The organism is Mycobacterium sp. pR1184 (assembly GCF_041287235.1).
GTDB lineage: Bacteria > Actinomycetota > Actinomycetes > Mycobacteriales > Mycobacteriaceae > Mycobacterium.
The window spans coordinates 213,709-226,112 of record NZ_JBGGKR010000002.1 but is presented as its reverse complement, the minus strand read 5'-3'; the positions used below and the strand labels follow the sequence as shown (position 1 = coordinate 226,112).

Genomic DNA, 12,404 nt, shown 5'->3' with positions numbered 1-12,404 from the left:
GCGTCAGGCGGTCGTCGCGTGAGCGGCGTGCACGTCGTCGGCCGGACGCGCCTCCGTCTGCTCCTTGGCCCAGCGGTAGTCCGGCTTGCCGGCTGGTGAACGCTTCACCTCGTCGACGAGCCAAAGACTGCGTGGCACTTTGTAACCCGCGATCTCGGAGCGCACGAAGCGGTCCAGTTCCGCCAGCGACGGCCGGGTGCCCGGACGAGGCTGCACGACGGCGGCCACATGCTGGCCGTACCGGGGGTCGGGAACGCCGACCACCAGCGCGTCGAATACGTCGGGGTGGCCCTTGAGCGCCGCCTCGACCTCCTCGGGGTAGATCTTCTCGCCGCCGCTGTTGATCGACACCGAGCCGCGGCCCAGCATCGTGACGGTGCCGTCCTCCTCGACGAGCGCCCAGTCGCCGGGGATCGCGTAGCGGACCCCGTTGATGGTCTTGAACGTTTCCGCGGTCTTCTTCTCGTCCTTGTAGTAGCCGACCGGGATGTTGCCCTTCTTGGCGATGAATCCACGGACTCCGGAGCCCGGCTGGACCTCGTTGCCTTCCTCGTCGAGGACGACGGTGCGGTGGTCGATCGTCACGCGCGGCCCGCCGGCGTGCGGCGCGTCCTTTACGACGATGCTGGTGCCGCCGAATCCGGTCTCCGAGGAGCCGATCGAGTCGGTGATGACCCGGTTGGGCAGCAGCTCGAGCAGCCTTTCCTTGATGCTCGGCGAGAACAGCGCCGCGGTGCTGCCCAGCATGAACAGCGAGGACAGGTCGTAGTCGTGTTCGGTGTCGAGCGCGTCGAGCAGCGGGCGCGCCATCGCGTCGCCGGTGAAGAACAGCATGTTCACCTTGTGCTCGTGAATGTTGCGCCAGACCTCGTCGGCATTGAATTCCGGTGCGAGAACGGTGGTTTGGCCCGAGAAGATCGACCTCCAGGTGGCCGACTGGGTGGCGCCGTGGATCATCGGCGGAATCGGATAGTTGATCATCGGTGGATTGGCGGCGGCGGCCTTGGCCAGGTCGTACTCGTCCTCGACGAATTCGCCTGTGGCGAAGTCGGTTCCGCCGAGCAGCACCCGGTAGACGTCCTCATGGCGCCACATCACGCCCTTCGGGAAGCCGGTGGTGCCACCCGTATACAGCAGGTAGATGTCATCTTCGCTGCGCTCGCCGAAGTCGCGTTCGGGCGAACCCTGCTCGATCGCCGAGTAGAACTCCACGCCGCCGTAGCGCTGGTAGTCGTTGTCGGAGCCGTCCTCGACGACCAGGATCGTCTTGACGTTCGGGGTGTCCGGCAGCACGTTGGCCACCCGGTCGGAGTATTGGCGCTCGTGGACCAGGGCGACCATGTCGGAGTTGTCGAACAGGTAGCGAAGCTCGCCCTCGACGTAGCGGTAGTTGACGTTCACCAGAATGGCGCCCGCCTTCACGATGCCGAGCATCGCGATGACGATCTCGATGCGGTTACGGCAGTACAGCCCGACCTTGTCGTCCTTTTTCACCCCCTGGTCGATCAGGTAGTGGGCCAGGCGGTTGGCCTTCTCCTCCAACTGGGCGTAGGTCAGCTTCTCGTCGCCGCAGATCAGGGCGACACGGTCCGGCACAGCGTCGATGGCGTGCTCGGCAAGATCGGCAATATTCAGGGCCACGGCCACCAAATTAGAACGTGTTACATTTCTTGACAAGTTCGTACTCGATGTGGAGGGAAAGGCGGTAGCCGTGGCCCCGGATACAGGTCAAGCGCCAGCAAACGAACCAGCGGGACCCGACGCGATCGTTGAGCAGCGCGGTCACACACTCATCGTCACCCTGAACCGACCGCACGCTCGCAACGCGCTGAGCACCGAAATGATGGAAATCATGGTGCAGGCCTGGGACCGCGTCGACAACGACGACGACATCCGGTGCTGCATCCTGACGGGGGCCGGTGGCTACTTCTGCGCGGGCATGGATCTCAAGGCAGCAACTAAAAAACCGCCGGGCGAGTCGTTCAAAGACGGCAGCTACGACCCGTCACGTATCGACGCCCTGCTCAAGGGTCGCCGGCTGACCAAACCGCTGATCGCGGCCGTCGAAGGGCCCGCGATCGCCGGGGGCACCGAGATCCTGCAGGGCACCGACATCCGCGTCGCGGGTGAGAGCGCCAAGTTCGGCATCTCCGAGGCCAAGTGGAGCCTGTACCCGATGGGCGGCTCGGCCGTCCGGTTGGTGCGCCAGATCCCCTACACCGTGGCCTGTGACCTGCTGCTGACCGGTCGGCACATCAGTGCCGCCGAGGCCAAGGAGATCGGCCTGATCGGGCACCTGGTGCCGGACGGCCAGGCGCTGACCAAGGCACTCGAGATCGCCGAGCTGATCGAGAACAACGGCCCGCTGGCCGTGCAGGCGATCCTGCGGGCCATTCGCGAGACCGAGGGCATGCACGAGAACGACGCGTTCAAGATCGACACCCAGATCGGTATCAAGGTGTTCTTGTCCGACGACGCCAAAGAAGGCCCGCGGGCGTTCGCCGAGAAGCGCAAGCCCAACTTCCAGAACCGCTGACGCTTAGCGCCGAGCGTGCTCTCACTGCGAGATTTCGGCTGATTCTTCGCAGTCAGAGCACGTTCGGCGAACTTGTCGGACCCCAGGCCCACACTGCCTGCGTGCGTGAGCCATTCATCGGCAGCGAGGCCGTCAAGTCCGGCGCCCTGACGGCGTATCAGCTGCGTAGCCGATTCGTCGCGGTTCACCCCGACGTCTACCTGCCGGCCGGCGCGGAACTGAGCGCCACGACCCGTACTCGTGCCGCGTGGCTGTGGTCGCGGCGGCGCGGCATCGTCGCGGGGCAGTCCGCGTCGGTGCTGCACGGCGCCAAATGGGTCGATGATCGGGCACCGGCTCAGTTGCTGTACCAACACCGTCGGCCGCCGCCGGGAATTCGTACCTGGCTGGATCGCGTCGCTGACGACGAGACACAGCTGCTCGACGGCATGAGGGTAACGACGCCGACAAGAACCGCCTTCGATCTGGCCTGCCGCTACCCGATCAGCCGATCCGTCGCCGCCATCGACGCTTTGGTGAGGGCCACCAAGCTCGATATCGCCGACGTCGAGCTGATCGCCGAACGCTACAAAGGGCATCGCAACGTCAGGCGCGCCAGAGCTGCGCTGACGTTGGTCGACGCCGGATCCGAATCGCCGCGCGAGACATGGTTGCGGCTACTTCTCGTCGAGGCCGGATATCCACGGCCGCGGACTCAGATCCCGGTCTACGGCCCGTACGGCGAACTCGTGGCCGTGCTCGACATGGGTTGGGAGGACCTCAAAGTCGGCGTCGAATACGAGGGTGATCACCATCGGACTGATCGCCGCCAATTCAACCGGGACATCGCGCGCTTCGACGCGCTGACCGAACTCGGCTGGATCATTGTGCGCGTCACCGTCGAGGACGTCCCTGGCGGTGTCCTGCGCCGAGTCGCAGCGGCCTGGTCTCGGCGAACGTGCTCTCAGCGCGAAAAAGTCGCCTAGAAGTCGCAGTCAGAGCACGTTCGGCGGTGACGGGCTAGGAAAGCGGCGCGCTCGGGGTGAAGGTGACCGGCATCTGCTCCAGGCCGGACACGAAGTTCGCCGGACGCAACGGCAGCGGCGCGTCCGGAGATGCCAGCCGCATGTCGGGCAGGCGCTGCAGCAGGCGCGTCTGCATGATCGACAGCTCGAGCCGGGCGAGCTGGTTGCCGAGACAGAAGTGTGTGCCGAAGCCGAACGCGAGGTGGTTGTTCGGGTAGCGCTCGATGTTGAAGCTCTCCGGATCGTCGAAGACCTTCTCGTCGAAGTTCGCCGACTCGAACAGCAGGATCATCTTTTCGCCCTCGTGCAGGGCAGTCCCGTGGAACTCGGTATCGGCGGTGATCGTGCGCGCCATGTTCTTCACCGGCGCGGTCCAGCGCAGCATCTCTTCAATTGCGTTGGGCAGCAAGCTCAAATCCCCCGCCAGGCGCTTGTGCTGGTCGGGGTGCAACAGCAGTTGACGGGTGCCGCCGGACAGCGTGTGCCGCGTCGTCTCGTCGCCGCCGATCAGCAGCAGCAGCACCTCGGTGACTATCTGGTGGTCTTCGAGCCGTGCACCTTCGACCTCCGCGTGCACGAGCACGCTGACCAGGTCGTCGGTCGCCTCCTTCTTGCGCTCCTCGATCATGCCCATCATGTACTGGCTGTAGGTGGCGAAGGCGTCCATCGTGACCTGGACGTCGGCCTCGGCCGCGGTGCTGCTCAAGGAACTGACCAGATCGTCGGACCACTTGAGGAACATCGCGCGTTCCTCGGGACGCACTCCGAGCATGTCGCCGATGACCGCCATCGGCAGTGGCGCGGCCAGGTCCCAGACGAAGTCACATTCGCCGCGTTCGCACACCGCGTCGATCAGCGTGTCGCACAACGAGGTGATCGAAGCCTCCAGGTTCTTGACCCGCTTGCGGGTGAACCCGTAGTTGACGAGCTTGCGGCGCAACAGATGTTGCGGGTCGTCCATTTCGATCATCATCTCGACGCCCGGCTGGTCGGGTCGGATGCCGCCGGCGTTCGAGAACAGCTCGGGGTTGCGCTCGGCCTCGATGACGGACTGATACGTCGAGGCGGCGGCCAACCCGTTGCGGTCCCGGAAGACCGGCTCGTTCTCGCGCATCCACTTGTAGATGGGCCGGGAGTCACCGGCGTAGAAAGCGCCGTCGGTCAGGTCGACGTCGGGTTTGGTCGGTAGTCCAACAGCGGTCATGAGATCTCCTGGGCATCGCCGAATGTCATTTGAACCTGGTCAGCAGAGCTGGACAACATCGCGCGCTTCGGAAGACCAAGCGAAGCAAGTTCTTTCGCATACGGGTGATCGCCCAGCCGGACGCTCACACCCCCAAGCCGCGTCCGCACCCCGTCCAGGGTGTGTTCGAAGGCGGTCTCACGGGTGATTCCGTCGCGGTGCGAGTAGCTGCGCTGTGCCTGCTGACGCGGGGTCAACCGAATCGGCAGGCCCGGACGGAAGTCCATTCCGATCACCAGTTGCCCATCGACCGTGCAGTCGAACCCGAACTTACGACCCTCGCGAATCGCGAAGTCCGCCATGACTTTCGGGTAGCCCCAGATTTTCGTCCCCGCCTCCAGGGTGAACGCCTGGTCGACGGGCAGGTGATGGATGAACGCGCCGGCCGAACCCAACGCAGCCGGCCCGCTCGCGTTCGACCCCGGCGGGTTGACCATGACGCTGGTGCCGAACTCGTAGTACTGGCCCAGGTCGCCGTCGATGTAGTGCATCAGCATCAGCACCACGACCGCACGCCCGGGCAGGTAACGGCAGACCCGCAGGCCGCTGTAGTCGATCAGGTGCTGGGCGGCGTCGGCGTCCACCGAGAACATCGCCATGTGCTGATTTGCCTTGCGGATCCTCACCGGCATGGTGAGGACGGTGCCCGCGATGGTGTGCTGCGACACAGTCATCCGGTCAATCTAGAGCGTGGTCTTGACATGTAGCAAGAACTGTCTAGACGAGCGTGGCGAGCTCCCGGACCTGCTCGGCGCTGCGGCCGGAGACGACCATCATCGTGACGCCGGCTGCCTCCCATGCCTTGATCTGCTTACGGACGTGGTCGACGTCGCCCACGATCGCGGCATCATCGATGACCTCGTCGGGGATGATTTCGGCGGCCTTGTCCTTCTGGTTGCTGCGGAACAACTTGGTGACGTCGTCGACCACTTCGGCGTAGCCCATCCGGCGATACACGTCCGCATGGAAGTTGGTGTCCTCGGCACCCATTCCACCCATGTAGAGCGCGATGTAGGGCTTCATGGCCGCGAATGCGGCGCTGCGGTCCTCGGTGATCACGATGTTGGCCGTCGCGCAGATCTCGAAGTCCGCGCGGCTGCGGCGGGCGCCCGGCCGGGCAAAGCCCTCGTCCAGCCACTCGTTATAGGTGTCGGCCATCCGCGGCGTGTAGAAGATCGGCAGCCAGCCGTCGCAGATCTCGGCGGCCAGGGCAACGTTCTTCGGTCCCTCGGCGCCCAACATGATCGGGATGTCGCTGCGCAGCGGGTGGGTGATCGGCTTGAGCGGCTTGCCCAGGCCGCTGGTGCCCTCGCCGGTCCGCGGCAGCGGGTAGTGCGGGCCGTCGCTGGTCACCGGCGCCTTGCGTTCCCACACCTGGCGGATGATGTCGATGTATTCACGAGTGCGGGCCAGTGGCTTGGGGAACCACTGGCCGTACCAGCCCTCCACGACCTGCGGCCCGGACACCCCGAGCCCGAGAATGTGCCGGCCACCGGAGAGGTGATCGAGAGTGAGCGCGGCCATCGCGCACGCCGTCGGTGTGCGCGCGGACAGCTGAACGACCGACGTGCCAAGCCGCACTCGTTGCGTCGACGAACCCCACCAGGCCAGCGGCGTATAGGCGTCCGAACCCCATGCCTCGGCGGTGAACACGGCGTCGAATCCGGCGGCCTCCGCTTCGGCCACGAGCTCGCCGTGGTTCTCCGGCGGCTGAGCGCCCCAATATCCCAGCTGCAAACCCAGCTTCATGTCTCCGCCTTTCCTGGCCGAACCGGACCCGATATTGAAACGGTTCTTAGAACCTGTTCTACTCGATGGCGTGACAGCCACTTCGAGCGGCCCGACCACGATCGATCACTCCGAGCCGCCCCTCTCAGCGCCGTTAACTCTGGCCTTCGACTACACCCGTTCAGTCGGTACCACGCTTAGCAATTTCTTCACCGCACTACGTGAGCGTCGCGTCCTCGGGGTGCGCGGATCGGATGGCCGGGTGCATGTGCCACCGCCGGAATACGACCCGGTCACCTACGAACCGCTGGGCGAGATGGTACCGGTCTCACCGGTCGGCACCGTGGTCTCCTGGACCTGGCAGGCCGAGCCGCTGGGGGGCGAACCGCTGGACCGGCCGTTCGCCTGGGCCCTGATCAAGCTGGACGGCGCCGACACCGCGATGATCCACGCCGTCGACGCCGGCGCACCGGACAAGATCAAGACCGGCGCGCGGGTGCATGTGCACTGGGCCGACGAGACGGTGGGCTCCATCACCGACATCGCCTACTTCGCGCTGGGCGAAGACGCCGAGCCCGAGGGACCCCCTAGCGACCAGGACCCGGTCACGATGATCGTCACACCGGTCTCGCTGACCATTCAGCACAGCGCCTCGCACGAGGAAAGCGCTTACCTGCGCGCCATCGCGGAAGGCAAGCTGCTGGGCGCCAAGACGGGAAAGAACGGCAAGGTCTACTTCCCGCCGCACGGCGCGGACCCGGCCACCGGTCAGCCCACGACCGAGTTCGTCGAGCTGCCGGACAAGGGCACCGTGACAACGTTCGCGATCATCAACATCCCGTTCCAGGGACAGCGCATCAAGCCGCCGTATGTGGCCGCTTATGTGCTGTTGGACGGCGCCGACATCCCGTTCCTGCATCTGGTCGCCGACATCGACGCGCACGAGGTCCGGATGGGCATGCGAGTGGAAGCGGTGTGGAAACCCCGGGAAGAATGGGGATTTGGCATCGACAACATCGAGTACTTCCGGCCCACCGGTGAACCGGACGCCGAGTACGACACCTACAAGCACCACCTGTAAAGGGCTTACCTGCACATGAGCGAACGCAATGTTGCGGTCGTCGGCTTTGCCCACGCCCCGCATGTCCGCCGCACTGACGGCACCACCAACGGCGTCGAGATGTTGATTCCGTGTTTCGCCCAGCTCTACGACGAGCTGGGCATCGCCCGGACCGACATCGGATTCTGGTGCTCGGGATCGTCCGATTACCTTGCCGGAAGGGCCTTTTCGTTCATCTCGGCGATCGACTCGATCGGCGCCGTGCCGCCGATCAACGAATCGCACGTCGAGATGGATGCGGCCTGGGCCCTCTACGAGGCCTACATCAAGATCCTGACCGGCGAGGTGGACACCGCGCTGGTGTACGGCTTCGGCAAGTCTTCGGCCGGCATCCTGCGCCAGATCCTGTCCCGGCAGACCGACCCCTACACCGTCGCGCCGCTGTGGCCGGACTCGGTGTCGGTGGCCGGGCTGCAGGCCCGCCTGGGACTCGACTCCGGCAAGTGGACCGAAATGCAGATGGCCCGAGTCGCATTCGATGCATTCGCCAACGCCCGCCGGGTCGACAAGGTGGAATCGGCAGTCAACGTCGAAGGCCTGCTGGACCGGCCCTTCTTCGCCGATCCGCTGCGCCGGCACGACATCGCTCCGATCACCGACGGCGCCGCCGCGATCGTGCTGGCCGCCGACGACCGCGCGCGCGAGTTGCGCGAAAACCCGGCCTGGATAACCGGAATCGAGCATCGCATCGAAACCCCGGTGCTCGGCGCGCGCGACCTCACCGACTCTCCGTCGACGCGGGCCGCGACCAAGGCGGCCACCGGCGGCACCACCGCCGACCTCGACGTCGCCGAGATCCATGCGCCGTTCACCCACCAGCACCTGATCCTGACGGACGCCATTCGGATCCCGGGTAAGACGAAAGTCAATCCGTCCGGCGGTGCGCTGTCGGCCAACCCCATGTTCGTTGCCGGTCTCGAACGCATCGGATTTGCCGCACAACACATCTGGGACGGTTCTGCGAATCGGGTGCTGGCGCACGCCACCAGCGGGCCTGCGCTGCAACAGAACCTGGTCGCGGTCATGGAAGGAAAGAACTGATGGCCGGTGCAGGAGCGCACCTCGCCGCGGTACTGGGTACCGGGCAAACGAAGTACGTAGCCAAGCGCAAAGACGTCTCGATGAACGGCATGGTGCGTGAGGCCATCGACCGGGCGCTGGCCGACTCCGGTTCCACGTTCGACGACATCGACGCGGTAGTGGTCGGCAAGGCGCCCGACTTCTTCGAGGGCGTCATGATGCCCGAGCTGTTCATGGCCGACGCCATGGGCGCCACCGGCAAGCCACTCATCCGGGTGCACACCGCGGGATCGGTCGGCGGATCCACCGCGGTGGTGGCGGCCAGCCTGGTCCAATCGGGCAAGTACAAGCGCGTGCTGGCGATGGCCTGGGAGAAGCAGTCGGAGTCAAATGCCATGTGGGCGTTGTCGATTCCGATCCCATTCATCAAACCGGTCGGCGCGGGCGCGGGTGGATACTTCGCCCCGCACGTGCGCTCGTACATCCGCCGCTCGGGAGCACCACTGAACATCGGTGCCATCGTCGCGGTCAAGGACCGGCTCAACGGGGCCCGCAACCCACTGGCGCACTTGCACCAGCCCGACATCACCGTGGAAAAGGTGATGGAGTCCCCCATGCTGTGGGACCCGATCCGCTACGACGAGACCTGCCCATCGTCCGACGGTGCCGCCGCGGTCGTGATCGGTAACGAGGAGATCGCCGAAGCCCGTCTGGCGCAGGGAGAGCCGGTGGCGTGGATCCACGCGACCGCGCTGCGCACCGAGCCGCTGCAGTTCTCGGGCCGCGACCAGGTCAGCCCGCAGGCCAGCCGTGACGCGGCCGCGGCACTGTGGGAGGGGGCCGGCATCAAGAGCCCGATCGACGAGATCGATGCCGCCGAGATCTACGTGCCGTTCTCCTGGTTCGAGCCAATGTGGTTGGAAAGCCTGGGATTTGCCCCCGAGGGTGAGGGTTGGAAACTCACCGAGGCCGGCGAGACCAAGATCGGTGGAAAGCTGCCGGTGAACCCGTCCGGCGGGGTGCTGTCGTCGAATCCGATCGGCGCGTCGGGCCTGATTCGCTTCGCCGAGGCGGCCATCCAGGTGATGGGCAAGGGCGGCGACCACCAGGTCCCCAACGCCCGAAAAGCGTTGGGACACGCCTACGGCGGTGGCTCGCAGTACTACTCCATGTGGGTGGTCGGTGCCGACAAGCCCGAGAAAGTCAGCGCGTGAGCGAAACTCCCGCCCACGAGGCGGGCCGTCGCTCGCGCGAGGCGGTCGCCGCCAGGGATAAACAAGCCTGGCTCGAGGTCTTCACCGACGACGCCATCGTCGAGGATCCCATCGGGCCGTCGGCCTTCGATCCCGAAGGTAAGGGACACCGCGGCCGCGACGCGATCTCGGCGTTCTGGGACAAGGCCATCGCCCCTACCACCAAGATCGAGTTCTTCTTCCGCGATACCTACCAATGCGGCAACGAGGAAGCGAACGTCGGCCACATCCTGATCACGACGGGCGACTACCAGACGACGGCCGAAGGCGTGTTCACCTACAAGGCCAACGACGAGGGCAAACTGGTTGCCCTGCGGGCCTATTGGGAGATGGACCGCGCTGCGGCCAATACCCGCAAGATCTAGGTCGTCCGCAAACCCGTTCCGGGAATTCACCTGGATCTTCCTGTGCCCGTGCGGCGTCGCGCGCTACTCTCCTGGTTCCCATGGACGAAATCAGGTCGAAAACCCCCGCAACGAGTCGGTCGCACCGGCGGCTGCGGATGCTCTCCATTGCCGGCGCGGCAACCCTGGTGATCCTCGCGGCGGTCGCCGTCTACCTATTGTCCGGCCGGACATCAGCAACCCAGGCCTCCGTAAAGCCCAGTCCGACGCCTGCGGCGAAATCCGCCGCGACCGCCCTGCCGTTCGAGCTCGTGGATACCGACGGGCTGGAGGTCGACGGTGCGGGCAACGTGTACGTCTCCGACTCGGGCACCGACCGGGTGTGGGAGCTCAAAGCCGGCTCTGACAAGCCGATCGTGCTCCCCTTCACCGGACTCAAAGAGCCGGGCGGTCTAGCGGTGGACGGCCACAATGCCCTCTATGTGGTCGACCAGACAAACAAACGGGTACTGAAATTGCCGGCCGGCTCCAGCACACCGGTCGAATTGCCGATGACCGGGCTCGAAGAGCCTCATGGATTGGCGGTGAATAGCCGCGGGACTGTCTTTGTCGCCGACTTCAAGGGCAATCGGGTGTTGGAATTGCCCGCGGGCTCGAATACTCAGGTTGAGTTGCCATTCAGCGGCCTCAACCAGCCTTACGACCTAGCCGTGGACGAGGCCGACACCGTTTATGCCGCCGACGCCGGCAACAACCGGGTGGTGAAACTGGCGGCGGGATCGAGCACCCCGGTCGACCTGCCGTTCACTGGTCTGAACTTCCCGAACAGTGTGGCGATCGACCACAGCGGCAACGTGTACGTGACGGACCTGAACAACAATCGGGTGCTCAAGCTCTCGGTGGGTTCCAATACCGAGTCGAAGCTGCCGTTCAGCAATTTAGTCGCCCCGTTCGAGGTGGCGGTGAGCCCACCGGGCGACATCTACGTCGCGGATTTCCACAACAGGGTCCTCAAATTGCCCGCGGGATATCAGACGGTACCAGTGGAAAGTTGAACGGGCATTTCTGGTCAGCGCTTTTCTTCTGAAGTTGCTGTGCGCCGGGAAAGCCGCGCGGTAGTGTCCTGGTGTCGCGAACACCGTGGTGGTTGAGGAGCCGGGCGCATGGACGACGATTGGGAGTTCGAGACACCCGCAAAGGCCAAGCCGCAACGGCGGTCACGGCCACCGCTGACGATCATGGCCGCCGCGGCCGTCGTTGTCATTGCGGTCGTCGCCGTGGCCGGGTACCTCGCCTTCGCGCGAACGTCGGCAGGCAGCGCATCGTCCACCCAGACCACGACCACAAGCGCTGCGCCCACGTCTGGCGCGGTCGTGCTGCCGTTCACCCTCGCGGATCCTGAAGGGGTGGAAGTGGATAGCGCCGGCAACGTGTATGTCGCCGACTCGGGCGGCAACCGGGTGCTCGAGTTGCGGGCCGGCACGAATACGCCAATCGAATTGCCGTTCACGGGTTTGAACCGTCCGGCCGGTCTGGCCACGGACCGCAACGGTGATCTCTATGTCGTCGACGAATACAACAAGCGGGTGCTGGAGCTTCCCGTCGGCACCAAGACGCAGATCGAACTTCCGTTCACCGGCCTGACCGAGCCCCATGGTGTGACGGCAGACAGCGTCGGCAACGTCTACGTGGCCGACTTCAAGAACAACCAGGTACTCGAAATGCCCTCCGGCTCAACCGTTCAGGTTCCGGTTCCGTTCACCGGTCTCAACCAGCCCTACGATCTCGCAGTCGACAGCGCTGACGCGGTCTATGTCGCCGACGCCGGCAACAATCGGGTGCAGAAGTTGGCCGCGGGCACGACCACCCCGGTCATTCTGCCGTTTACCGGCCTGAACTTTCCGAACAGCGTGGCCATCGATCGCAGCAACAGCGTCTACGTCACCGACTTGAACAACAATCGGGTGTTGCGGTTGACGGCGGGCTCGAACACGGTGTCGGTGTTGCCTTTCGGCGATCTCTTCGCGCCCTATGGGATCGCGGTCGGGCCGCAGGATGACGTGTATGTGGTCGACTTCCGCAACCGGGTGCTGAAGCTGCCGGCCGGATATCAGCCGACCGAACTTTCGCATTGATCCCGATGGTCTAGCTTTCGC

Annotated in this window: 12 protein-coding genes; 8 read left to right on the top strand and 4 right to left on the bottom strand. The window is 65.1% G+C overall.

Features of this window, described 5'->3' with window-relative positions; genetic code table 11:
• Nucleotides 1–3 precede the first annotated feature (3 nt).
• Complete coding sequence (locus ACAG21_RS04235) at nucleotides 4–1,647, bottom strand: acyl-CoA synthetase (protein ID WP_370494747.1); 1,644 nt, start codon at nucleotides 1,645–1,647, stop codon at nucleotides 4–6.
• Nucleotides 1,648–1,711: 64 nt separating this feature from the next.
• On the opposite strand from ACAG21_RS04235, the gene ACAG21_RS04230 reads away from it, so the two are divergent.
• Both ACAG21_RS04230 and ACAG21_RS04225 read left to right on the top strand, forming a co-directional pair.
• Nucleotides 1,712–2,536, top strand: a complete 825-nt coding sequence (locus ACAG21_RS04230; protein WP_370494746.1) for a crotonase/enoyl-CoA hydratase family protein — start codon at nucleotides 1,712–1,714, stop codon at nucleotides 2,534–2,536.
• A 101-nt stretch (nucleotides 2,537–2,637) separates the two neighbouring features.
• Nucleotides 2,638–3,501, top strand: a complete 864-nt coding sequence (locus ACAG21_RS04225; RefSeq protein ID WP_370494745.1) for a hypothetical protein — start codon at nucleotides 2,638–2,640, stop codon at nucleotides 3,499–3,501.
• A gap of 34 nt (nucleotides 3,502–3,535) precedes the next feature.
• Here ACAG21_RS04225 and ACAG21_RS04220 read toward each other — a convergent pair whose 3' ends face one another.
• From ACAG21_RS04220 to ACAG21_RS04210, 3 genes are read right to left on the bottom strand one after another with little or no spacing between them, the layout of a single operon-like run.
• On the bottom strand, nucleotides 3,536–4,744 hold the full coding sequence (locus ACAG21_RS04220) for a cytochrome P450 (protein WP_370494744.1): 1,209 nt from the start codon (nucleotides 4,742–4,744) through the stop codon (nucleotides 3,536–3,538).
• Nucleotides 4,741–5,457 carry an acetoacetate decarboxylase family protein gene (locus tag ACAG21_RS04215; protein WP_370494743.1) on the bottom strand — a complete coding sequence of 239 codons (717 nt, stop codon included), beginning with the start codon at nucleotides 5,455–5,457 and terminating at the stop codon, nucleotides 4,741–4,743. The genes ACAG21_RS04220 and ACAG21_RS04215 overlap by 4 nt, the downstream gene beginning before the upstream one ends.
• 43 nt (nucleotides 5,458–5,500) lie before the next feature.
• Nucleotides 5,501–6,532: an LLM class F420-dependent oxidoreductase gene (locus ACAG21_RS04210; protein WP_370494742.1), complete on the bottom strand. Its 1,032-nt coding sequence runs from the start codon at nucleotides 6,530–6,532 to the stop codon at nucleotides 5,501–5,503.
• Between the two features lie 70 nt (nucleotides 6,533–6,602).
• Between ACAG21_RS04210 and ACAG21_RS04205 the strand changes: the two genes are divergently transcribed.
• The 6 genes from ACAG21_RS04205 to ACAG21_RS04180 all read left to right on the top strand — a co-directional run bounded on the left by ACAG21_RS04205 (nucleotide 6,603) and on the right by ACAG21_RS04180 (nucleotide 12,383).
• Entirely contained in the window at nucleotides 6,603–7,592 is a 990-nt protein-coding gene (locus ACAG21_RS04205; protein ID WP_370494741.1) for a Zn-ribbon domain-containing OB-fold protein, read from the top strand.
• A gap of 15 nt (nucleotides 7,593–7,607) precedes the next feature.
• Nucleotides 7,608–8,672 carry a thiolase domain-containing protein gene (locus ACAG21_RS04200; protein WP_370494740.1) on the top strand — a complete coding sequence of 355 codons (1,065 nt, stop codon included), beginning with the start codon at nucleotides 7,608–7,610 and terminating at the stop codon, nucleotides 8,670–8,672.
• Nucleotides 8,672–9,865, top strand: a complete 1,194-nt coding sequence (locus ACAG21_RS04195; RefSeq protein WP_370494739.1) for a thiolase domain-containing protein — start codon at nucleotides 8,672–8,674, stop codon at nucleotides 9,863–9,865. Before ACAG21_RS04200 ends, ACAG21_RS04195 begins: the two co-directional genes overlap by 1 nt.
• Nucleotides 9,862–10,269, top strand: coding sequence for a nuclear transport factor 2 family protein (locus tag ACAG21_RS04190; RefSeq protein WP_370494738.1), 408 nt, complete (start codon nucleotides 9,862–9,864; stop codon nucleotides 10,267–10,269). Before ACAG21_RS04195 ends, ACAG21_RS04190 begins: the two co-directional genes overlap by 4 nt.
• Before the next feature lie 80 nt (nucleotides 10,270–10,349).
• The gene (locus tag ACAG21_RS04185) at nucleotides 10,350–11,303 is read left to right on the top strand and encodes an NHL repeat-containing protein (RefSeq protein WP_370494737.1); all 954 of its coding nucleotides are present in this window, start codon (nucleotides 10,350–10,352) and stop codon (nucleotides 11,301–11,303) included.
• Between the two features lie 108 nt (nucleotides 11,304–11,411).
• Complete coding sequence (locus ACAG21_RS04180; RefSeq protein ID WP_370494736.1) at nucleotides 11,412–12,383, top strand: NHL repeat-containing protein; 972 nt, start codon at nucleotides 11,412–11,414, stop codon at nucleotides 12,381–12,383.
• The last annotated feature ends 21 nt before the right edge of the window (nucleotides 12,384–12,404 follow it).

Coding starts and splice junctions, on each gene's coding strand:
- ACAG21_RS04220 (WP_370494744.1), bottom strand. CDS start 4,744: ATGACCGCTGTTGGACTACCGACCAAACCCGACGTCGACCTGACCGAC.
- ACAG21_RS04215 (WP_370494743.1), bottom strand. CDS start 5,457: ATGACTGTGTCGCAGCACACCATCGCGGGCACCGTCCTCACCATGCCG.
- ACAG21_RS04210 (WP_370494742.1), bottom strand. CDS start 6,532: ATGAAGCTGGGTTTGCAGCTGGGATATTGGGGCGCTCAGCCGCCGGAG.
- ACAG21_RS04200 (WP_370494740.1), top strand. CDS start 7,608: ATGAGCGAACGCAATGTTGCGGTCGTCGGCTTTGCCCACGCCCCGCAT.
- ACAG21_RS04195 (WP_370494739.1), top strand. CDS start 8,672: ATGGCCGGTGCAGGAGCGCACCTCGCCGCGGTACTGGGTACCGGGCAA.
- ACAG21_RS04185 (WP_370494737.1), top strand. CDS start 10,350: ATGGACGAAATCAGGTCGAAAACCCCCGCAACGAGTCGGTCGCACCGG.
- ACAG21_RS04180 (WP_370494736.1), top strand. CDS start 11,412: ATGGACGACGATTGGGAGTTCGAGACACCCGCAAAGGCCAAGCCGCAA.